18 protein-coding genes and 4 pseudogenes are annotated in these 19995 nt (G+C 72.6%); 12 read left to right on the forward strand and 10 right to left on the reverse strand.

Going from position 1 to position 19995, the window contains the following annotated elements; all coding sequences use genetic code 11:
- Positions 1–171 precede the first annotated feature (171 nt).
- Entirely contained in the window at positions 172–2316 is a 2145-nt protein-coding gene (gene glgX, locus AB5L52_RS41080) for a glycogen debranching protein GlgX (RefSeq protein ID WP_369368264.1), read from the forward strand.
- Positions 2317–2364: 48 nt separating this feature from the next.
- On the opposite strand, the gene AB5L52_RS41085 is transcribed toward glgX, so the two are convergent.
- Positions 2365–3177 carry a VOC family protein gene (locus tag AB5L52_RS41085; RefSeq protein WP_351023057.1) on the reverse strand — a complete coding sequence of 271 codons (813 nt, stop codon included), beginning with the start codon at positions 3175–3177 and terminating at the stop codon, positions 2365–2367.
- Positions 3178–3305: 128 nt separating this feature from the next.
- On the opposite strand from AB5L52_RS41085, the gene AB5L52_RS41090 reads away from it, so the two are divergent.
- Complete coding sequence (locus AB5L52_RS41090) at positions 3306–3620, forward strand: ANTAR domain-containing protein (RefSeq protein ID WP_369368265.1); 315 nt, start codon at positions 3306–3308, stop codon at positions 3618–3620.
- Positions 3621–3707: 87 nt separating this feature from the next.
- Here AB5L52_RS41090 and AB5L52_RS41095 read toward each other — a convergent pair whose 3' ends face one another.
- On the reverse strand, positions 3708–4499 hold the full coding sequence (locus AB5L52_RS41095) for an RNA polymerase sigma factor SigF (RefSeq protein ID WP_351023062.1): 792 nt from the start codon (positions 4497–4499) through the stop codon (positions 3708–3710).
- A gap of 267 nt (positions 4500–4766) precedes the next feature.
- Here AB5L52_RS41095 and AB5L52_RS41100 point away from each other — a divergent pair, with 267 nt between their 5' ends.
- The 4 genes from AB5L52_RS41100 to AB5L52_RS41115 all read left to right on the forward strand — a co-directional run bounded on the left by AB5L52_RS41100 (position 4767) and on the right by AB5L52_RS41115 (position 8031).
- On the forward strand, positions 4767–5252 hold the full coding sequence (locus AB5L52_RS41100; protein ID WP_369369053.1) for a MarR family winged helix-turn-helix transcriptional regulator: 486 nt from the start codon (positions 4767–4769) through the stop codon (positions 5250–5252).
- A 480-nt stretch (positions 5253–5732) separates the two neighbouring features.
- On the forward strand, positions 5733–6497 hold the full coding sequence (locus tag AB5L52_RS41105; protein WP_351023626.1) for an ATP-binding cassette domain-containing protein: 765 nt from the start codon (positions 5733–5735) through the stop codon (positions 6495–6497).
- A complete protein-coding gene (locus tag AB5L52_RS41110; protein WP_369368266.1) occupies positions 6457–7317 on the forward strand; it encodes an ABC transporter permease in 861 nt (286 codons plus the stop codon). Before AB5L52_RS41105 ends, AB5L52_RS41110 begins: the two co-directional genes overlap by 41 nt.
- A 189-nt stretch (positions 7318–7506) precedes the next feature.
- On the forward strand, positions 7507–8031 hold the full coding sequence (locus AB5L52_RS41115) for a hypothetical protein (RefSeq protein WP_369368267.1): 525 nt from the start codon (positions 7507–7509) through the stop codon (positions 8029–8031).
- Positions 8032–8136: 105 nt separating this feature from the next.
- Here AB5L52_RS41115 and hemC read toward each other — a convergent pair whose 3' ends face one another.
- The 3 genes and pseudogenes from hemC to AB5L52_RS41130 form a co-directional block, all read right to left on the reverse strand.
- A complete protein-coding gene (gene hemC / locus AB5L52_RS41120; RefSeq protein ID WP_369368268.1) occupies positions 8137–9078 on the reverse strand; it encodes a hydroxymethylbilane synthase in 942 nt (313 codons plus the stop codon).
- An 18-nt stretch (positions 9079–9096) separates the two neighbouring features.
- The gene (locus AB5L52_RS41125; protein WP_369369054.1) at positions 9097–10077 is read right to left on the reverse strand and encodes an ATP-dependent DNA ligase; all 981 of its coding nucleotides are present in this window, start codon (positions 10075–10077) and stop codon (positions 9097–9099) included.
- Positions 10078–10393: 316 nt separating this feature from the next.
- Positions 10394–11332 (reverse strand): annotated as a pseudogene (locus AB5L52_RS41130) (MFS transporter); the annotation flags it as partial.
- Between the two features lies 1 nt (position 11333).
- On the opposite strand from AB5L52_RS41130, the pseudogene AB5L52_RS41135 reads away from it, so the two are divergent.
- Positions 11334–11501: pseudogene (locus AB5L52_RS41135) on the forward strand (TetR/AcrR family transcriptional regulator); the annotation flags it as partial.
- 303 nt (positions 11502–11804) lie between these two features.
- Here the strand turns inward: AB5L52_RS41135 and AB5L52_RS41140 are convergent.
- Entirely contained in the window at positions 11805–12617 is an 813-nt protein-coding gene (locus tag AB5L52_RS41140) for a DMT family transporter (RefSeq protein WP_369369055.1), read from the reverse strand.
- A 146-nt stretch (positions 12618–12763) separates the two neighbouring features.
- Between AB5L52_RS41140 and AB5L52_RS41145 the strand changes: the two genes are divergently transcribed.
- The 3 genes and pseudogenes from AB5L52_RS41145 to AB5L52_RS41155 all read left to right on the forward strand — a co-directional run.
- Positions 12764–13621, forward strand: coding sequence for a LysR family transcriptional regulator (locus AB5L52_RS41145; protein WP_369368269.1), 858 nt, complete (start codon positions 12764–12766; stop codon positions 13619–13621).
- 19 nt (positions 13622–13640) lie between these two features.
- A pseudogene (locus AB5L52_RS41150) lies at positions 13641–13817 on the forward strand (GntR family transcriptional regulator); the annotation flags it as partial.
- 12 nt (positions 13818–13829) lie between these two features.
- Positions 13830–13985: pseudogene (locus AB5L52_RS41155) on the forward strand (PIG-L family deacetylase); the annotation flags it as partial.
- A gap of 25 nt (positions 13986–14010) precedes the next feature.
- On the opposite strand, the gene AB5L52_RS41160 reads toward AB5L52_RS41155, so the two are convergent.
- The 3 genes from AB5L52_RS41160 to AB5L52_RS41170 form a co-directional block, all read right to left on the reverse strand.
- The gene (locus AB5L52_RS41160; RefSeq protein WP_369368270.1) at positions 14011–14796 is read right to left on the reverse strand and encodes an XRE family transcriptional regulator; all 786 of its coding nucleotides are present in this window, start codon (positions 14794–14796) and stop codon (positions 14011–14013) included.
- A gap of 189 nt (positions 14797–14985) precedes the next feature.
- Positions 14986–15555 carry an SH3 domain-containing protein gene (locus AB5L52_RS41165; RefSeq protein ID WP_369368271.1) on the reverse strand — a complete coding sequence of 190 codons (570 nt, stop codon included), beginning with the start codon at positions 15553–15555 and terminating at the stop codon, positions 14986–14988.
- 208 nt (positions 15556–15763) lie between these two features.
- Positions 15764–16051 (reverse strand): antibiotic biosynthesis monooxygenase, encoded by a 288-nt coding sequence (locus AB5L52_RS41170; protein ID WP_351023083.1) that lies wholly within the window; start codon positions 16049–16051, stop codon positions 15764–15766.
- 309 nt (positions 16052–16360) lie between these two features.
- Between AB5L52_RS41170 and AB5L52_RS41175 the strand changes: the two genes are divergently transcribed.
- Both AB5L52_RS41175 and AB5L52_RS41180 read left to right on the forward strand, forming a co-directional pair.
- Positions 16361–16828, forward strand: coding sequence for a peroxiredoxin (locus AB5L52_RS41175; RefSeq protein ID WP_369368272.1), 468 nt, complete (start codon positions 16361–16363; stop codon positions 16826–16828).
- A gap of 79 nt (positions 16829–16907) precedes the next feature.
- Entirely contained in the window at positions 16908–19235 is a 2328-nt protein-coding gene (locus AB5L52_RS41180; RefSeq protein WP_369368273.1) for a SpoIIE family protein phosphatase, read from the forward strand.
- Positions 19236–19329: 94 nt separating this feature from the next.
- Here the strand turns inward: AB5L52_RS41180 and AB5L52_RS41185 are convergent, their stop codons facing one another.
- The gene (locus AB5L52_RS41185) at positions 19330–19938 is read right to left on the reverse strand and encodes a DNA polymerase ligase N-terminal domain-containing protein (RefSeq protein WP_369368274.1); all 609 of its coding nucleotides are present in this window, start codon (positions 19936–19938) and stop codon (positions 19330–19332) included.
- Positions 19939–19995: the final 57 nt, after the last annotated feature.

Below are 19995 nucleotides of genomic sequence, written 5' to 3' on the forward strand. Positions count from 1 at the left end.
GTTCGCCGCGGCGGCTGATCTTCCCCAGGAGGTGCTTGCCGCGCCGGCTGCGGGTCCGGGTGAAGCGCGGGCCGCCGTTCCGGACGAGGTGGTCGCCGTGCCTGCCCCTGTTCCTGACTGGGCGTTCGCCGCGTCGGCCGCTGCGCTGGGCGGCGCCCTGGAGGGCAGCCGGTGACCGCCCGCTCCACGCGGAAAGGGCTGCCCGTGTGGAGCGGGCAGCCCTACCCTTTGGGCGCCGCGTTCGACGGACAGGGCACGAACTTCGCCCTGTTCAGCGAGGTGGCCGAGCGGGTCGAGCTGATCCTCGTCGACGACGCGGGCACCGAGACACCCGTCCCGCTGCACGAGGTCGACGGCTTCGTCTGGCACGCCTATCTGCCCGGCATCACCCCCGGCCAGCGCTACGGCTTCCGGGTGCACGGCCCCTGGCAGCCCTCGCTCGGCCACCGGTGCAATCCGGCGAAGCTGCTGCTCGACCCGTACGCCCGGGCCGTGGACGGCCAGACCGACAACCACCCCTCGCTGTACGAGCGCGCCCCGGACGGCCCCGCCCCCGCCGACAGCGCCGGGCACTCCATGCTGGGCGTCGTCACCGACCCGTACTTCGACTGGGGCGACGACCGCCCGCCCAGGACGCCGTACGCGGACTCGGTGATCTACGAGGCTCACGTACGCGGCCTGACCCGCACCCACCCCGAGGTCCCCGAGCGGCTGCGCGGCAGCTACGCGGGCCTCGCGCACCCCGCCGTCATCGAGCATCTGACCTCGCTCGGGGTGACCGCGGTGGAGCTGATGCCGGTGCACCAGTTCGCGCAGGACGGGGTGCTCCAGGACCAGGGCCTGTCCAACTACTGGGGCTACAACACCATCGGCTTCTTCGCCCCGCACAACGCCTACGCGGCCTTCGGCACCCTGGGCCAGCAGGTCAACGAGTTCAAGGCCATGGTGAAGGCGCTGCACGCGGCCGGCCTCGAAGTGATCCTCGACGTGGTCTACAACCACACGGCCGAGGGCGACGAGCGGGGCCCGACCCTGTCCTTCCGGGGCATCGACAACGCCTCCTACTACCGGCTGGTGGACGGCGACTGGGCGCACTACTACGACACCACCGGCACCGGCAACAGCCTGCTGATGCGCCACCCCTACGTGCTCCAGCTCATCATGGACTCGCTGCGCTACTGGGTCACCGAGATGCATGTCGACGGCTTCCGCTTCGACCTCGCGGCCACGCTGGCCCGGCAGTTCCACGAGGTGGACCGGCTGTCGGCGTTCTTCGACCTGATCCAGCAGGACCCGGTGATCAGCCGCGTGAAGCTCATCGCCGAGCCCTGGGACGTGGGGGAGGGCGGCTACCAGGTCGGCAACTTCCCGCCGCTGTGGTCGGAGTGGAACGGCAAGTACCGGGACGCCGTACGGGATTTCTGGCGGGCCGAGCCCGGCTCGCTCGGCGAGTTCGCCTCCCGGCTGACCGGCTCCTCCGACCTGTACCAGCGCAGCCGGCGCCGGCCGCGCGCGAGCGTCAACTTCGTCACCGCGCACGACGGGTTCACGCTGCGCGACCTGGTGTCGTACAACGACAAGCACAACGCGGCGAACGGCGAGGAGAACCGGGACGGCGAGAGCCACAACCGGTCCTGGAACTGCGGGGTGGAGGGCGACACCAAGGACCCGGCCGTCCTCGAACTGCGCGCCCGCCAGCAGCGCAATCTGCTGGCCACGCTGCTGCTGTCGCAGGGCATTCCCATGCTCTGCCACGGCGACGAGCTCGGCCGCACCCAGCGGGGCAACAACAACGCCTACTGCCAGGACAACGCGCTCTCCTGGGTCGACTGGGAACTGACGGACGAGCAGCGGTCGTTGAAGGAGTTCACCCGGCATGTGATCGCACTGCGCTCCGCGCACCCGGTGCTGCGCCGGCGCCGCTTCTTCCGCGGCGAGACCGCGACCAACGCCGCACAGCCGCTGGCCGACCTGATGTGGCTCAGACCCGACGCCCGCGAGATGACCGACCGGGACTGGCAGCGCGAAGACGGGCACTCGGTGGGTGTGTTCCTCAACGGCGACGCCATCGCCGAACGCGACGCCTACGGGCGCCGGATGACCGACGACTCCTTCCTCCTCCTCGTCAACGGCTACTGGGAACCGGTCGACTTCCGCCTCCCCGACTCCTCCTTCGGCGACCGCTGGACGACCCTGATCGACACCGCCGACCCGGACGGCGTCCCCGACGAACGTGAACGCAAGGCCGGCACGGGGGTCCGCGCGGAGGCGCGCAGCCTGATTCTGCTGTCGCGTCCGTCGCGGGCGGCGAAGTAGGGCGCGGCGACACTGCCCTGTCAGCCGTCGCTGTAGATCCCAACGGGCTCAGCGAGCGCGGCGTGACGTCACCGTGAACTGCGCGCCGTCCGGATCCCGGAGGATCGCCTCGTCCTCCTCCTCGCTCAGCACACTGCCCCCGTGCTTCTCGGCCGTGCGGGCACAGTCCAGGACGTCCGTCACGGCGAAGTGGATCTGCCAGTGCGGCCGCACGGAGGGATCCGGTGCCGACTCCACCGCGCCCGAGTCGATCCGGGCAACGATGTCACCCTGGCTGCGCAGCACCACCTCGCCGCCCTCGTACTCCACCTCGCAGCAGCCCGGCAGCCCGGACGCCCAGTCGAGGATCTCGCCGTAGAACAGCGCGGCGTCGAAGGCGTCGCGGGTGTGCAGCCGGATGAAGGTCGGCGACGCCCGCCGCCACGCCTCCCAGTTGCCGACCAGCTCCCCCTGCCAGATCCCGAAGGTGGCCCCGTCCCGGTCGGCGAGCAGCGCGGCCCGGCCCGGCGGGAAGGACAGCGGCCCGACGGCCGCCGTGCCGCCGCGCTCGCGGGCCCGGGCCACCGCCACATCGGCGTCCGGCACGGCGAAGTACGGCGTCCACGCCACCGCCATTTGCCACATGGCGGCGACGGCGGCGATCCCCGCCACCGGCACCCCGTCCGCCAGCGCTATGCGGAAGTGCTCGCCGAGCTTGGCGCCGCGCCAGCGCCAGCCGAGCACGGCCGTGTAGAACTCCTGGGTGGCCTGGAGATCACGGCTGGTCAGGCTCACCCAGCACGGGGCGCCGAAGACGGAGTGCGTGGAGACGATGTCTCGCCTGCGCGCCGCTCCACCGCCGGCGGGGGCGTTGTGGTTCATGGCAGTCGCGTCCTGCTCTCGGGGCCGGGCGGCCACCGGTCTGGCACCAGTGTCCAACCGGAAGGGGGTCGGGTGCCTGTCGAGTACCCCCGGTGGCATCGGTGCAGGTCACCGACGACGATGGGGGCATGGGTGCGAGCGAGCCCGAACGGATCTCCGAGCTGCAGGCGCAAGTCGACCAGTTGAAGGAGGCCGTGGCCTCCCATGCGGTCGTCGACCAGGCGATCGGGATGATGGTGGCCCTGGGCCGGGTGACCCCGGACGAGGGCTGGGAGGTGCTGAAGGAAGTGTCCCAGCACACCAACATCAAGTTGCGCAACATCGCCGAGCTGATCCTCATCTGGGGCCGCCGCGGGGACATCCCGCCCGACGTCTGCGCCGCCCTGGAGGACGCCCTCGACCAGTACGGCCCCACACAGGTGCCCGGCGCCCCGGAAGCGTGACGCGGGGGCGGCGCGGGAGGTGTGGGCGGTGCGGGGGCGGTGCGGGGGCGGTGCGGGTGGTCGTGCTGCCGGGTCCGGCGGGGCCGGTCAGCGGACCTCGGCGAGCAGTTCCTCGCGCAGCCGGTCGCAGCAGCCGGTGAGCAGCCGGGAGACATGCATCTGCGAGATGCCGAGCTGCTCGGCGATCCGGCTCTGCGTCATCCCGCGGAAGAACCGCAGATAGAGGATGACGCGCTCGCGTTCCGGCAGCGCCTCGAGAAACGGCTTCACGGCGGCCCGGTCGATCACGAGGTCGTAGCCCGGGTCGGCGTCGCCGAGCGAGTCCCCGAGGGCGAAGCCGTCGCTGCCGGCCACCGCGGCGTCCAGGGACAGCGCGGAGTAGCACTCCAGGGCCTCCATACCGGTGCGCACCTCGTCCTCGCTGAGCCGCGTATGGGCGGCGATCTCCGCCACGGTGGGCGCGCCCCCCGAGCCGCTCTGAGCCAGCTCCTTGGCGGCCGAGCGGACCCGGTTGCGCAGGTCCTGCACTCGGCGGGGTACGTGCAGGGTCCACATGTGGTCGCGGAAGTGGCGCTTGATCTCACCGGTGACGGTGGGTACGGCGTACGCCTCGAAGGCGCGGCCGCGCTGCGGGTCGTAGTGGTCGACGGCCTTCACCAGGCCGAGGGCGGCCACCTGGTACAGGTCCTCCAGGGCCTCCCCGCGACCGCGGAACCGCACGGCGATCCGCTCGGCCATGGGCAGCCAGAGCCGGACCAGCTCGTCGCGCAGCGCCCGCCGCTCGGGGCCGTCGGGCAGCCGCGCGAGCAGCTCGAAGGACGCCGTCGTGTCGGGGGCGTCGTCGTGCGGATGGGATTTCGTGCTGCCGGTGACACGCATAATGCAGCTCTCTCAACAGGTGCTGGATGAACAGACACCGTGGGAGGTGCGCTTGGACCGGGTACCGACACCGGGGCGGCCGAAGAGGCCGGCTCCCACGGGCGTGCCTCCGGTCCGAAGCACTGCTGAGCGCCTTCCCGTTAACGGACATCATCAAACAAACAGATGCAATTGGGACGCGATCGGCTGTCCTTGGCTCGCTCCTGGCGGGCATTACCTCTGTAGGAGAAGTAATCTTCTTATGTGGAATCCAATGTGGAATCCGCTGTGGAATCCGAGACGGCGCGGCAAGCGGCGACGGATTCCGAGCCCCTCTCGGAAGAGCTGGCGGACACGCTGGTGCGCATCCAGCGACTGATCCGGCGGCGACTGCGCGGCGGGATGAACCTGCCTCGCCTGCGCGGTGCCGAGGTGGAGCTGCTGCGGCTGGTCGAGTCCCGGCCCGGCATCGGCATCTCGGGCGCGGCGAGGGCCCTGCATCTGGCGGGCAACTCCGTGTCGACCCTGGTCAACCAGCTCGTCCGGGACGGGTTCCTGCTCCGCGAGACCGACCCCGCCGACCGGCGCGCCGCGCGGCTGCGGCTGACCGAGGCCGCCGAGAAACGTCTCGGTGACTGGCGGCGACGCCGCGCCGAACTGGTCGTCCGGCATGTGTCCCGGCTCGACGAGGCCGACCGGGAGGCCCTGCGCGCGGCCCTGCCGGCCCTGCGCAAGCTGGCCGCCGGCCTGCACGAGGAGGCCGAGGACGGATGACGGGTTCGCGCTCATGACGGATGCCGCCGCGCATGACGGAGGTCCAGACACCGTGACGGAGGCCCAGACACCATGACGAGGGACACCACCGACACCCCAGCCGACGCCACCGGCACCGCCGACAGTCCGAGCACAACCGTCGATATGGCCTCGACTCCCGATGCGTCCGCCGACCCGGCGGCCGCAGCCGCCGGCACCGCCGACAGTGCTGGCGCAGCCGCCGACACCGCCTCGACGCCCGACGTACTCGCCGAAGCCAGGGGCTCGATCGAAATCGTCGGCGCGTCCGCCGAGGGCACCGACCCGGCGGCCCCCGCAGCCGCGGGCATCGTCGAGACCGCCGGCGCGCCCACCGCACCCCTCGGTACCGACGATGCCGTCGGCTCGCCCGCCGCAGCCGCCCACGGGTCGGCCCCTGCCCCCGTCGCCGAGGCCGTCAGCTGTACCCGGCTCGTCTACGCCTTCGGTGACACCCACGCCGTGGATGGGCTCGACCTCGGTGTTCGTGAGGGGGAGGTGTTCGGGCTGCTCGGGCCGAACGGGGCCGGCAAGACCACTGCGATCCGCTGCATCACGACCCTCCTGCCCGTCCCCACCGGCATGGTCCGCGTCTTCGGGCACGACGCCGCCAAGGAGCGGATGGCGGTGCGCCGGCTGCTCGGCTACGTCCCGCAGCAGCTGTCCGCCGACAGCGGGCTCACCGGCCGGGAGAACGTCGCGCTGTTCGCCCGCGTCTTCGACGTGCCCCGCCGCGAGCGCGCCGCACGGGTCGCCCGGGCGCTGGCCGCCGTCGGCCTCGCCGAAGCCGCCGACCGGCTCGCCGGCACCTACTCCGGCGGCATGGTCCGCCGCCTCGAACTCGCCCAGGCCCTGATCAGCGCCCCCCGGCTGCTGATCCTGGACGAACCCACCATCGGTCTGGACCCGATCGCCCGCACCGGCGTCTGGGAGCACATCAACGCCGTCCGCGCGGCCACCGGCATGACCGTCCTCGTCACCACCCACTCCATGGACGAGGCCGACCAGTACTGCGACCGGGTCGCCCTGATGCACCGCGGCCGTATCCGCGCCCTCGGCACCCCCGTCGAGCTGCGCCGGGGCCTGGCCGAACGCCAGGGTTCCGACGCCCTGCCCACGCTGGAGGACGTCTTCCGCCACGTGGCCGGCAGCAGCCTCGACGACAACTCCGGAGGAGGTTTCCGCGATGTCCGCAGCACCCGCCGCACCGCGCGCCGCGTCGGCTGACCGCACCCCCGGCACCATCACCGACCTGCTGCTCAGCCCGCCCGTGCCGCGCGCCGGCTGGCGGCTGCTCCCCGCCCGGGTCATCGCCATGTGCGCGGTCGAGCTGCAGAAGCTGCGGCACGACCGGACCGAGCTCTACACCCGCGCGGTCCAGCCCGCCCTGTGGCTGCTGATCTTCGGCCAGACCTTCACCCGGATCCGGGCGATACCCACCGGCGGCGTCCCGTACATCGACTTCATGGCGCCCGGCATCATCGCCCAGTCGGCGATGTTCATCGCGATCTTCTACGGCATCCAGATCATCTGGGAACGCGACGCGGGCATCCTGAACAAGCTTCTCGTCACCCCGACCCCGCGCTCCGCACTGATCACCGGCAAGGCGTTCGCCGCCGGGGTGAAGTCGCTGATCCAGGCGATCGTCGTCATCGCCATCGCCGCCGTGCTCGGCGTGGCCCTCACCTGGAACCCGCTGAAGCTGCTCGGCGTCGGGGCCGCGGTGGTCCTCGCCTCCGTCTTCTTCTCCTGTCTGTCGATGACCATCGCGGGCATCGTGCTCAACCGCGACCGGCTGATGGGTTTCGGGCAGGCGATCACCATGCCGCTGTTCTTCGGCTCCAACGCCCTGTACCCCGTCTCGGTGATGCCGGGCTGGCTGCAGGCCGTCAGCAAGGTCAACCCACTGAGTTATCAAGTCGACGCCCTGCGCGGGCTGCTGCTCGGCACACCCGCGCACCTCGGCACCGACTTCGCCGTCCTGCTCGTGGCCGCCGCGCTCGGCATCGCCGCGGCCTCCTCACTGCTCGGCCGCCTGGCCCGTTGATCTTGTCCCGGACGTGATGTGCGGCACGCGCGCGTACCCCGTCGGAAGTGCCGTGTCCGCATCCTTCCTGGGCAGCGCTTGATCAGCGATCAAAGCGGGCGAACCCCCTGGCCATAGCGCATTCTGCTCATTTGACAGTGCACTCGGCGCACAGATAGACAGCAGCTCTCGAAGGTCGAGAGGGGCACTGTGTACGAGCCGAACGTGGTCGGGGACTGGCACGAGTACGACGAGCATGCCGGTCTGCGGGTCCGCGTCCACCGCCTGGAGGCCGCCGAGCCGCCGCGCGGACGCGACGACGCCGCCGCCGGCCTGACGTACTTCAGTGTCCGGGTGACCGTCGAGAACCGCGGCGCGCGGCACTACGGCATCCACCTGGAGGACGGCCAGATCGACGTCCGCGTCGGCCCCGACGGTGAGGGCGCGTTCATCGACTGGCGCAACTCCCAGTTCATCGAGGGCTTCGACGTCTACCCGCTGCGCCGGGCCACCGCCGTGATCTATGCCGCCGCCCCCGAGGCCGCCCTGACCCACGTGGATGTACAGGTGCAGCTGCGGGTCGAGGAGGAGTGGGCGGACCGCCGGCTGTGGACGGGCGGCATCGGCGTCCTGGAGTCGACCCCGGCGTCGGCCCCCACGGCCGCCGGGCAGGGCAGCCTCGCCCACCAGGTCAGCGCCTTTCTGCGGGACCAGACGGAGCCCGGCACCGCCTGACCCTGGACGCGGCCGTACGGCGCACGAGCCCCGGCCGCACGCCGTACCACCGGTACGCCGCACGCCGTACCACCGGTACCGGGCCGCCGTACGCGGCCCGGCGCCTCAGTGCGGGATGCCGTCGATGATCTCCCGGGCGCCCTGGCGCAGCAGCGCCACCGCGACCGAGGTACCGAGGGTGGCCGGGTCGAGCCGGCCCGCCCACTCGTGGGCGTTCAGCCGGGTCTTGCCGTCCGGGGTGAACACACAGGCCCGCAGGGACAGTTCGCCGCCGCGGTCCACGCGCGCGTAGCCGGCGATGGGGCTGTTGCAGTGGCCCTGCAGCACGTGCAGGAACATGCGCTCGGCCGTGGCCTCACGGTAGGTTTCCGGGTCGCCGAGCCCGCTGACGGCGTCGATCAGCTCGCTGTCGTCCGCACGGCACTGCAGGGCGAGGATGCCCGCGCCGATCGGCGGCATCATCGTCTCCGTCGACAGCACCTCGCTGATCACGTCCGTCCGGTCGATCCGCTCCAGACCGGACACCGCCAGCAGCAGCGCGTCCGCCTCCCCCTCGGCCAGCTTCTGCAGCCGGCGGTTGGCGTTGCCGCGGAACGGCACGCATTCCAGGTGCGGGTGCGTGGCGGCCAGTTGGGCCACCCGGCGCACCGAGGAGGTGCCGATCCGGGTGCCGGCCGGCAGTTCGTCCAGGGTGAGGCCGTCCGGGTGGATCAGCGCGTCACGGATGTCGTCCCGCTTCAGGAACGCGGCGAACACCGTCCCGGCGGGCAGTGGCCGGTCGGCGGGCACGTCCTTGACGCAGTGCACCGCGAGATCGGCCTCCCCGGCCAGCAGGGCCGCGTCCACCTCCTTGGTGAACGCCCCCTTGCCCTCGACCTTGGACAGATCGCCGAGCCACTTGTCGCCGGTGGTCTTCACCGGAACCACCTCGGTGCGCACACCCGGGTGCAGTACGGCCAACTCGGCGCGGACCCGCTCGACTTGGGCCAGGGCCATGGGGGAGTCGCGGGAGACGATTCGGATCAGTTCGGGAACCGGCATGAGCACACGATAGACCCCAACTCCTCAGTCGAACTCCCCGGGCAGGTCCGCCGCAGACTCCTTTGGCGTCAGCTCCGGACGCAGCCGCAGCCAGGACGGCTGGCGCAACAGCCCGGCCCGGGTACGGGTGCTGTAGGAGACCTCGCCCACCAGCCGGGGCAGCACCCAGCGGGCGTCCGGGATCCGGGGCGCCGGGTCGAAGGGGCACCGGTTGCTCGCGGCGGCCGCCAGCAGCCGGGCCAGTTCGGTCCGCTCCGCCTCGCTCCAGCCGGTGCCCACCCCGCCGACGTAGCGCAGCCGGCGTCGCGCGTCGTGCTGGCCGAGCAGCAGCGCGCCGGGCAGCCCACTCAGCCGCCCCTTGCCCGGCAGCCAGCCGCCGACGACCACGTCCTCGGCACGCATGTTCCGGATCTTGATCCAGGCGCGGGAGCGCACTCCGGGCTCGTACACCGAGTCCAGCCGCTTGCACACCAGGCCCTCCAGACCGTGCTCCCTGGTCGCCGCGAGCGCCTCGGCGCCGTGCCCGGTCACGGCACCCGGCGTCGACCAGTACGGCCCGGCCAGAGCCAGCTCCGTGAGCCGGGCCCGCCGCCGTACGTACGGCAGCCGTAGCAGGGACTCCGCCAGGTAGGGCACGTCGAACAGCACCAGGTGCACCGGCACCTGGGCGGCCCGGCGCGCCGCCCGTGCGGGGGCGTGTGCGAGACCCATCCGGCTCTGCAGCAACTGGAAGTCGGCCCGCCCCCGTGCGTCCAGGGCCAGCACCTCACCGTCCAGGACGGCGGGCGTGCTGCCCAGCGCGCCCGCGAGCGGCCGCAGTTCGGGATAGGCCCCCGTGATGTCCTCGCCCGAACGGGCACGCAGCAGCACACTGCCGTCGCCCGGCAGATAGACCATCACCCGCTGGCCGTCCTGCTTGGTCTCGTACGCCCACCGCTCGTCCTGGGCGGCGGGCGGCAGGGAGCCGGGAGTGGCGAGCATCGGCGCGATGAGCGGCAGCGGCACGGCGGTCACGGCTGAAGGTCTCGACCACGCCCGCCGGCCTCACGCACCATCGGCCACGGGTTCCCCTGAACGGGCCCGCATCGGGACCGGAGACGCCGGGCGCGGTGCGAACCGGCGAGCGCGGCCGGCATCCGCCGTCGCCTCGCGCGCGGGCCCGGCGCCAGAAGGGCGTTGCCGGTGCGTACGCCGGCGGCGCGTGCGGCGGTCGCTCCTGCTTAGGCCCCCGTCGTCGCGGCGGTCGTACCTGATGTCCTACGACACGCCTGTGTGCCCAGGGAGCGGGTCGCTCGGGGAAGCTGCCCGCTCCGGCCGCACCTCAGCCCACTGCCTCCGCCGAGGGCTCGGCGGCCGCAGGGGCCGGGGCCGGCGCGGCGGGGCGGTGGCGGGGGAGGAAGGACGCGAGGACGAAGGCGAGCACAGCCGCGCCCGCGCCGAACGCCATGACGACCTTGAAGCCGTTCTCGGACGGCAGCGCATGCCCGCCGAGGCTGATCGTCAGCTGCGCCAGGATCACCCCGGCCACCGCGCTGGCCACGGACGTCCCGATGGACCGCATCAGCGTGTCGAGGCTGTTCGTGGCGGCCGTCTCCGACGGCGGGACCGCCCCCATGATCAGTGCCGGCATGGCGCCGTAGGCGAAGCCGACGCCCGCGCCGATGACACAGGACACCAGCACCAGGTGCCAGACCTCGCTCATCAGCACGATGTTGAGCCCGTAGCCGACGGCGACGATCACTGCTCCGATCATCAGCGTGATCTTCGGGCCCCGGGACTTGGTGATCAGGGCGGACACCGGAGCCATGGCCATCATCACCAGGCCCTGCGGGGCCATGACCAGACCCACGGTGAGCATGGACCTGCCGAGGCCGTAGCCGGTCTGCGGGGGCAGCTGGAGCAGCTGCGGCAGGAGCAGCGACATCGCGAACATCGAGAAGCCGAACGCGATCGACGCCAGATTGGTGAAGAGCACCTGGCGGCGGACCGTGGTGCGCAGGTCCACCAGCGGCGCCGCCGTACGCAGCTCGAAGAAGCCCCAGGCCACGAGGGTCACCACGGAGAGCGCGAACAGACCCAGGGCGGTGCCGCTGCCCCAGCGCCAGTCGGCGCCCTTGGGGACGGCGAGCAGCAGCGAGACGAGTCCGACCGCCATGCCGAGCGTTCCGACGAGGTCGAAGCGGCCACCGGTGCGCACGCCGGACTCCGGCACCAGGGCCAGGACGAGCGCGAAGGCGACGACGCCGAGCGAGGCGGAGGTCGAACGCGGCCAGATGGTCCGCCTGTTGATCCTGCACACCTGCGCCGAGCGGGAACGGGCCCTCGCCGAGGGCGCCCCGACCCCACGCGCCACCTGGGCGGAGGCGGCCGACGGCCTCGCGGACGCCGTCCTGTGCCTGTGGCTGGCCCCGGTCGGCCCCGCTCACTGAACACCCGCGCCGGTACGGCGGTCCGTCCGTGCGGCGGTCCGCACGCCGGGCGTTTCGGTCGGCGGCCAGGCTCGATGCCCTTCTTCCCTTCAAGGCTTGGGAAGTTCTCTCACCGCGGTCGCCGCCGTCGCGGCCACCCCGCTGGCCGCGACGGTCGGCACGGGTCTGGCCGTGCATGCGGACTGAGTGGGGGGATTGGGCAGTTCGCCACGTATCCGGCTCCCGGCGAGGGAGCGGGTCCCTGCAGGTCACCACGAGCACACCTCGTGACCCAGCGCCGTATGCCTGATACATGACGCTCCATCAGGTGCGGGTGGTGGCGATGCTGACCGCGTTGGCGGCGACCACCGCCCCGATCCCCGCCCACTCCGGCAGGCCCAGCCCCTGTCCGAGGATCACCCAGCCGACCACGGCGGCCAGCATCGGGTTGACGCTCATGAACAGACCGAAGGTCCTGGCCGGCACCGTGCGCAGGGTGAGCAGATCGGCGAGGTACGGCACGGCCGACGACAGCACGCCCGCCGCCACCGCGCACAGCACGGCCGAGACCGTCGGCGGATGCCGTACGGCGACGACGATCCCGATCGGCAGGAAGGTCACCGCGGAGACACACGCGGCCGCCGCCGAACCCTGCGCGCCCGGGATGCGCCGCCCGACGGTCCGGTTGAGCAGGATGTACGACGCCCAGCAGCAGGCGGCCACCAGGCCCAGCCCCATCCCCAGGTAGTCGGTGGACGACTGAGGGCGCATCAGCACCACGACACCGGCCGCCGCCAGCACCGCGCACCCGGCGTCCAGCCGGCGCCGCGCGGCGGCCAGCGCGATGCTCAGCGGGCCCAGGAACTCCAGCGTCACCGCCAGCCCCAGGCCGATCCGCTCGATCGCGCTGTACAGGGTCAGGTTCATGGTGCCGAAGACCCCGGCGAGCAGCAGCACCGGCCACCACTGCCGCCAGGTGAAGTCGCGCAGCCGCGGCCGGCCGACGGCCACGAGGACCAGCGCGGCGACGTACTGGCGCACCGCCACCACCCCGAGCGGGCCGAGCACCGGGAAGGCCAGCGAGCCGATCGCCGCGCCGGTCTGGTTGGAGAGGCCGCTGCCGAACATGGTCGCCACACCGGCCGACCGCCCCGGGGCGGGATTCTGGACCATCGGGGACACCATGACCGCCGGCTGTCGGAGAGCTCGTCGCATGACAGGAGCGTCCGCCTGCCGGCTGCTTGCGCAAAATGCATGCACGACTCGATCTATACGCTGAACGCATGGATGAGGTCGAACTGCGGCAGCTGCGCTGTCTCGTCGCCATCGTCGACGAGGGCACCTTCACCGATGCGGCGATCGCCCTGGGGGTGTCCCAGGCGGCGGTGTCCCGTACCCTGGCGGGGCTCGAACGAGCCCTGGGGGTACGGCTGTTGCGGCGCACCTCGCGCGAGGTGGCCCCGACCGCGACCGGAATGCGGGTGGTGGCGCAGGCCCGACGGGTGCTGGCGGACGTCGCCGCCCTGGTCCAGGAGGCCACCTCGGGGCACACCCGGCTGCGGATCGGCTACGCGTGGTCGGCGGTCGGCGGCCACACCGTCGCCTTCCAGCGTCGCTGGAGCTCCGCACACCCCGGGATCGATCTGCATCTCGTCCGCGTCAACACGGCGTCCGCCGGCCTCGGCGAAGGCGGCTGCGACCTCGCGGTGGTGCGTCGGCCGCTGGAGGACCGGCGGTTCGACTCGGCCATCGTGGGCCTGGAGCGGCGCCTGTGCGCGATGGCCGCCGACGATCCGCTGGCCCGGCGCCGCTCCGTACGGCTCGCCGACCTCACCGGCCGGACCCTGCTGGTCGACCGGCGCACCGGCACCACCACCCCCGAACTGTGGCCGCCGGACACCCGCCCCACCGTCGAGGAGACACACGACGTCGACGACTGGCTCACCGTCATCGCCGCCGGACGCGGCATCGGCGTCACCGCCGAGTCGACCGCGAACCAGTACCCGCGGCCCGGCATCGTCTACCGGCCGGTGCGCGACGCCGAACCCGTCGCCGTACGGCTCGCCTGGTGGCGCGACGATCCCCACCCCGCCCTCCAGGCGGTCCTCGAACTGCTCACCGAGCTGTACCGCACGGGCTGATGAGCCAGGGGCCCGATGGGTAGGACAGGCGATCCTGTACGGCGAGATGGCAGCGGCTCAGCGGCCGGCGGAGCGGATCCGCAACCGTGGTTCGCGGGTACGGGTGGTGACCGTGGAGGAAGCGGTCGCGATCACGGAGTGCCGAATGGTCCTGGAGGGACTGTGCGCGGCCAATGCCGCCGTCGCCGCCGGCGACTAGCTGCTGACCGAACTGACCGACCAACTCGTCGCGGTCTACCGCGGGACCGAGCCCGACGTCGTCCTCACCCACCCGGCGGAGGACTCGTACAACGGCGACCATCCGGCCGCCAACCGCATGGCACTGGAGGCCCGCATCCTCGCCCGGGCCGTCGGCCAGCCCGGCCGGGGCCGTGCCTGCTGGCTGTCGCTCACCGCTGCGCGTCCGGCTCCACGTCCAGGCCCGTGCAGGCCAGCTCCTCGTTCACCTCGGCGCAGGCCTCCACGCCCCGGGGCGAGAACACCGAGAGCATCGGGCTGCTGTCCTCGGCGGAGTCGTCCGCCGGATAGCTGGCCGTGAGCACATCCTGCCCGGCCCGCACCGACACCTCGTGCGGCTTGGCCGACCGCAGCCGTACCTCGGACCAGGCGGTCCCGCAGGCGGGCGAGTAGCGCAGCCGGACCGTGTAACCGGGGTCGGTGACCGTGCTCGTGGTCCGCGCGTCCTTGGCGCACACCGACGCGTCGGGCAACTCGCCCTGGCAGGACCGGCCGTGGCAGCGGGGCACCGCCGACACGGGCTGTTCGGCGGGTGCGTTGCCCGGCCGCGTGTACAGGGCGACGGCAGCGGTCACCGCCGTCGCCACGCCGAACAGCGCGAGCGCGGACATCGGCAGCCAGGGCGCCCGCCAGGACGCGAGCCGCCGCAGCCGGTGCGTCCGGCCGGGCTTCTCGGGCCCCGCCGTGGCCGGTGGGACGTCGGCCGCCTCCCACAGCGCCAGTACGGCCTCGGGATCGGCGCCCGCGAGCCGGCACAGCGCCTCCACGGCGGCCCTCGGCGGCGGCGTGCCGCCGGACAGATAGCGGTGCCACGCGGACTTGCTGTACGGAGTGCGCGCGGCCAGCGCCGCGAGGCTCAGCCCCGTACGGTCCTTCAACTCGCGCAGCCCCACCGCCAGTGGCTCGTCCGGTGTGGTCGACGCTTGAGGGTCCCGCATCGTCCGTCCTCGACTCGGTTTCCGCTATGGGCGGTTTAGCCCCTGTTGTCGGAATGGCTTCCCAGCGGCGCGGCGACTGCAACGCCCGGTGAGGTATGAGGAGGGTGAGGCGTGCGGGCGTACCGAAGGCCCGTTCGGGGGTCGTCGAACGGGCCTTCGGTGACTAGGCGGTGCGGCGGTGTCGTGCCGTCAGCACCAGGGGAGGGTGCGGCTGGCGCGGACATAGTGGGCCGAGACGTATCCGGCGTGGTGCCGCAGTCGGTACCAGATGCGGTTCCCGTGCACCCAGGAGCCGCGGGTCTCGCAGACGAGACCCACCTGCCGGCCCGACTGCCGGTGGCCGATCACCCGGTAGCCGGTGCCCGGCCCCGAGCGGACGTTCAGCCAGGCGTGACGTGTGGTGACCCGGCCGGTGACGGGCAGGACGCGCCGGTGCGACACCGGCTGCGCCGAGAGGTGGTGGTGCAGACGGTACGGCGTCATGTGCGAGGCGATCCGGTAGGCCGTCGCCCGCTGGACGGAGCGGTACACCGCTCCCTGGCTCGTGTAGCGGTGGCCGCGGTGCACGCGGTGTGCGTGCTGCCTGCGGAGGTGGTGGCGGTAGTGGTGGACGCGGTGGTGGGTGTCGGACTGGGCGACGGCGCTGGGCGCCGGGTGCTGGGCGGTGGCGCTCGCCGCGGTGGCCCCGGTCGCCGTGGGCAGCAACGCCAGCACCATGGCCGTGGCCAGCAGACCGCCCTTCAGAGTCCGTGGGAACATGGAAACCTCCGGCTGTCGTTCTCGTGACCACGAGCAGTGATCACGACAGCAAGCGTTTCCGTGACGGGCCGTCAGGATGCCGTCCCGTCGTCCCCGGGGACGGCCGGGACGTCCCGTGGGACGGGCGCCCCCCACCGGGGCCCGTCCCGTCCGCGGCACAGCGGTGTCCCGCCGTCCCGCCCGTCCCGGCGGGCGTCCGGGTGACGCGTCAGACCGTCTCGGCGAAGGTGATGGACCGCTCTTTGAGCAGGGGGAACACCGTTCCCCGGATCAGTTCCGCGAAATGGTCCGTCTCCTTGTGCGCCTCGAACCCGCTCCGGTCGGTGTAGCGCTCGTACAGCACGAACGCCCCCGGCCGGTCGACGACCTCGTGCGCCTCGTAGGCGAGGTTCGCCGGTTCCGACGGGACCAGTTCGCGCATCTTCCGCAGCGCGTCGCGCACGGTGTCCGCGTCGGCGGGGGCGCACTGGTACTGGGCGACGACGGCGAAGGCCATGGGTTCCTCCGGTGTCAGGAACGGCAGTGGACTCGCTGATTCCAGCACGCTCATGGCGGGCGGCGGCCTGTGCGACACGCAGGGGGATGTCCGCCGCCGGTCGACGGCCGACAGGGGGCGGGGGCGGGCGCCTTCGAGTCCTCGGAGGTCGCCGGACTGCGCGACGGTCCGACGGTCGGAGTTCTGCGGCAAGGGCACCGTCGCGTCTACCGTCCAGTAATATCCGGCGCGGCACCGGCCCCCGTACGACGCGGGGAGCCGCCCGGAACGAGGCGGGCCCGGCAGGCGCCCGTACAAGGAGGGACGGTCATGACGGAACGCATCGAGGTCGGGGACAAGGCAGAGGACTTCGCCCTGCCCGACGAGACCGGCGTCACCCGCCGGCTCGACGAGCTGCTGGCCGACGGGCCGGTGGTCCTCTTCTTCTACCCCGCCGCACTCTCCCCGGGCTGCACCGCCGAGGCCTGCCACTTCCGCGACCTCGCCGCAGAGTTCGCCGCCGTCGGCGCCCAGCCCGTCGGCATCAGCGGCGACGGCGTCGACAAACAGCAGGAGTTCGCCGGCCGGCACGGCCTCGGCATGCCGCTGCTCTCCGACGCCGACGGCACGGTCCGCGAGCGGTTCGGCGTCAAGCGCGGTTTCTCCCTCGTCCCCACCAAACGCGTCACGTTCGTGATCGCCCAGGACCGCACCGTGCTGGAGATCGTCCGCAGCGAGCTGCGCATGAACACCCACGCCGACCGGGCTCTCGCCGCCCTGCGCGCGCACCAGGGCTGAACGGCTCCCGACCCGCACCGCACGCTGCGTCATGCTCCCGCGCTTGATGTGCCGCCGCAATCGGAACATCCTTGGGCATATGAAGCATGGCGCCGCCGTGGCGGTCATCGACGCCCGGGGCACGGTGACCGGGTGGAGCGAGGGTGCGTGGCGGCTCACGGGCCGCTCGGCCGCGGACGTCGTGGGCCGACCCGCGGCCGAACTGCTCGCCGAGGACATCCCGGACGACACGCTTGCCGCGCGCACCGGCACCGTCGCGCTGCGTCACCGTGACGGCCACCGTGTCGACCTGGCCGTCACCGCCTGCCCGGTCACCGGAGCCGACGGACAGTCCACCGGCTTCGCCGTAACGGCCGACCCGCCGGGCTCCCTGGCGGCCGAGACCTTCGAGCAGGCCTCCATGTCCATGTCGGTCTTCGACCTCCAGCAGCGCTATCTGCGCGTCAACGACACCGCCTGCAAGGTGTTGGGCGTCCCCGAGTCCGCGCTGACCGGCCGTTTCTTCCCGGAGACCGTGGAGGAGACCCCATACAACCAGGGCTTCCTGCGCCACCTCCGGGAGGTCGCCGAGACCGGCCGGCCCGTCCGCTACGAGAGCTTCGCCGGCGCCCCCGCGCTGAACCGGGAGCACCTCTGGAGCATCGAGATGTGGCCGCTGCGCGCCGCCTCCGGCGAGCTGACCGGGGTCGGCATGGCCGCCTTCGACAACACCGAGCAGTACTGGGCCCGGCGCCGTCTCGCCCTCCTCAACGAGGCGACGACCGCCGTCGGCACCACCCTGGACGTGGTGCGCACCGCCGAGGAACTGGTCGACATCCTCGTCCCGCGCTACGCCGACTTCGCCAGTGTCGACCTGCTCGACTGGGTGCTGGGCGCGGACGAGCCGCCGATGATGCCGGCCGGCGGTGTCGTACTGCACCGCATCGCCCACGGCTCGACCCGCGAGGGCGACCCCGGCGCGGCCGTCCGCATCGGCGAGATCGACGACTATCCGCCGGACTCGCCGCCCGCCCGCGCCCTGCGCGAGGGGCGCGCGGTGCTCAGCCAGGCCGGTGAGCCGGAGTTCGTCGAATGGCTGGAGGAGCGCAACGCCCGCTCGCCGGAGGGCCGCCCCTATCGGCAGGGCATCCATTCCCTGATCGCGGTGCCCCTGCGGGCCCGCGGCACCACGCTGGGCGTCGCGGTCTGTGTCCGCATGGCCCACCCCGACAGCTACGGCCCCGACGACGCCGTCTTCGCCGAGGAGCTCGGCAGCCGCGCCGCCGTCTCCATCGACAACGCCCGCCGCTTCGCCCGCGAGCGCACCACCGCCCTCGCCCTCCAGCACAGCCTGCTGCCCAGAGGTCTGCCCGGGCAGGCCGCGGTCGAGGTGGCCCACCGCTATCTGCCGTGCGGATCGCTGGCCGGCATCGGCGGCGACTGGTTCGACGTCATCCCGCTCTCCGGCGGCCGGGTCGGCCTCGTCGTGGGCGACGTCGTCGGCCATGGCATCCAGTCCTCGGCCACCATGGGCCGGCTGCGCACGGCCGTACGCACCCTCGCCGACGTCGACCTGCCGCCCGACGAACTCCTCACGCACCTGGACGACCTGGTCACCCACCTGGCCGCCGACGACAGCGGCGAGGAGGTCGCCGAACTCGGCGCCACCTGCCTGTACGCCGTGTACGACCCCGTCTCCCGGCACCTCAGCCTGGCCGCCGCCGGCCACCCGGCCCCGGCCGTCGTCCTGCCGGGCGGCACCGCCGAGTCCGTCGACATGAGCGCCGGACCACCGCTCGGCGTCGGCGGGCTGCCGTTCGAGGCGACGGAACTGGAACTGCCCGCGGGCTCCGTCGTCGCGCTCTACACCGACGGCCTGATCGAGGACCGCGACCGGGAACTCGACGGCGCCGCCGACGAGCTGCGCAGAGCCCTCAGCGCGCCCGCCTCCTCGCTCGAGGCCCTGTGCGACAACGTCCTGAAGGCCGTCCTGCCCGACCAGCACAGCGACGACGTCGCCCTGCTGCTCGCGCGCACCCGCGCCCTCGGCGCCGACCGGGTCGCCACCTGGGACGTCCCGCCCGACCCTGCCGAGGTGGCCGCCTTCCGGCAGGCGGTCGGCGAGCAACTGGCCACCTGGGGGCTGGAGGAGGCCGCCTTCATCACCGAGCTCGTCGTCAGCGAACTCGTCACCAACGCCATCCGCTACGGCGAACCGCCCATCCAGCTCCGGCTGATCCGCGACCGCGCGCTCATCTGCGAGGTCTCCGACGCCAGTTCCACCTCACCGCATCTGCGCCGGGCGCACGCCTACGACGAGGGCGGCCGCGGCCTGCTGCTGGTCGCCCAGCTCACCCAGCGATGGGGCAGTCGGCAGACCGGCCGGGGCAAGACGATCTGGGCCGAGCAGGCGCTGCCCGACATCTGATCGACCTCATCGGCCCCATCGGCCCCATCGGCCCCATCGACCTGATCAACCTGAGCACTGGAACGGGCAGTCGGACCGGTCCCGGCGCCGCCGCTCACCCCCCGTCGGCGGCCGCGACCTGTGCGAGGGTGCGGCCGGTGCGCACGGAGCGGGCTCGCCGGGGGTCGGGGGTGCCGTGACCGTTCGCGTGCGCCGGGCCCTTGCGTATCAGCAGCCAGGCCTCCTCCTCGTCCGCACCGCTGCGGAACCGGGTCAGCGCGTACTCCCCGTGCAACTTCGTCCCGTGCAACCGGAACGTGGCGTGTCCACGCTCCAGGGACTCCGCGAACTCCACCGGACGGCCCGCGCGGTCGTGGCTGAGCGGCTCATAGGTGCCGCGGTCCCACACGATCACCGTGCCGCCGCCGTACTCGCCCTTCGGGACCACGCCCTCGAAGTCCTCGTACTCCAGCGGATGGTCCTCGGTCGGCACGGCCAGCCGCTTGTCCCCGGGGTCGGGGGACGGGCCCTTCGGGACCGACCAGGACTTCAGGACGTCGTCCACCTGGAGCCGGAAGTCGAAGTGCATCCGCCGCGCGTCGTGGATCTGCACCACGAACCGGGGCGCGTCGCCCCCGGCCCCGGGCTCCCGTCCGGACGGTTCACGGGTCCGCTCGAAGTCACGCCTGCCGCGGTACGTCCGCAGCCGGTCCTGCGCTGCCACGTGCGGCTCCTTCCGTGCGTCCGCCCCACGGGCCCCGAGTACCCCGGGCCGGGCCGG

Origin of the sequence: Streptomyces sp. CG4 (assembly GCF_041080655.1) — a bacterium.
Lineage (GTDB): Bacteria > Actinomycetota > Actinomycetes > Streptomycetales > Streptomycetaceae > Streptomyces.

Excerpts from the sequence above, each read along its gene's own strand:
- AB5L52_RS41085 (WP_351023057.1), bottom strand. The coding sequence starts at position 3,177 with ATGAACCACAACGCCCCCGCCGGCGGTGGAGCGGCGCGCAGGCGAGAC.
- AB5L52_RS41090 (WP_369368265.1), top strand. The coding sequence starts at position 3,306 with ATGGGTGCGAGCGAGCCCGAACGGATCTCCGAGCTGCAGGCGCAAGTC.
- AB5L52_RS41095 (WP_351023062.1), bottom strand. The coding sequence starts at position 4,499 with ATGCGTGTCACCGGCAGCACGAAATCCCATCCGCACGACGACGCCCCC.
- AB5L52_RS41110 (WP_369368266.1), top strand. The coding sequence starts at position 6,457 with ATGTCCGCAGCACCCGCCGCACCGCGCGCCGCGTCGGCTGACCGCACC.
- AB5L52_RS41145 (WP_369368269.1), top strand. The coding sequence starts at position 12,764 with ATGGATGAGGTCGAACTGCGGCAGCTGCGCTGTCTCGTCGCCATCGTC.
- AB5L52_RS41160 (WP_369368270.1), bottom strand. The coding sequence starts at position 14,796 with ATGCGGGACCCTCAAGCGTCGACCACACCGGACGAGCCACTGGCGGTG.
- AB5L52_RS41165 (WP_369368271.1), bottom strand. The coding sequence starts at position 15,555 with ATGTTCCCACGGACTCTGAAGGGCGGTCTGCTGGCCACGGCCATGGTG.
- AB5L52_RS41170 (WP_351023083.1), bottom strand. The coding sequence starts at position 16,051 with ATGGCCTTCGCCGTCGTCGCCCAGTACCAGTGCGCCCCCGCCGACGCG.
- AB5L52_RS41175 (WP_369368272.1), top strand. The coding sequence starts at position 16,361 with ATGACGGAACGCATCGAGGTCGGGGACAAGGCAGAGGACTTCGCCCTG.
- AB5L52_RS41180 (WP_369368273.1), top strand. The coding sequence starts at position 16,908 with ATGAAGCATGGCGCCGCCGTGGCGGTCATCGACGCCCGGGGCACGGTG.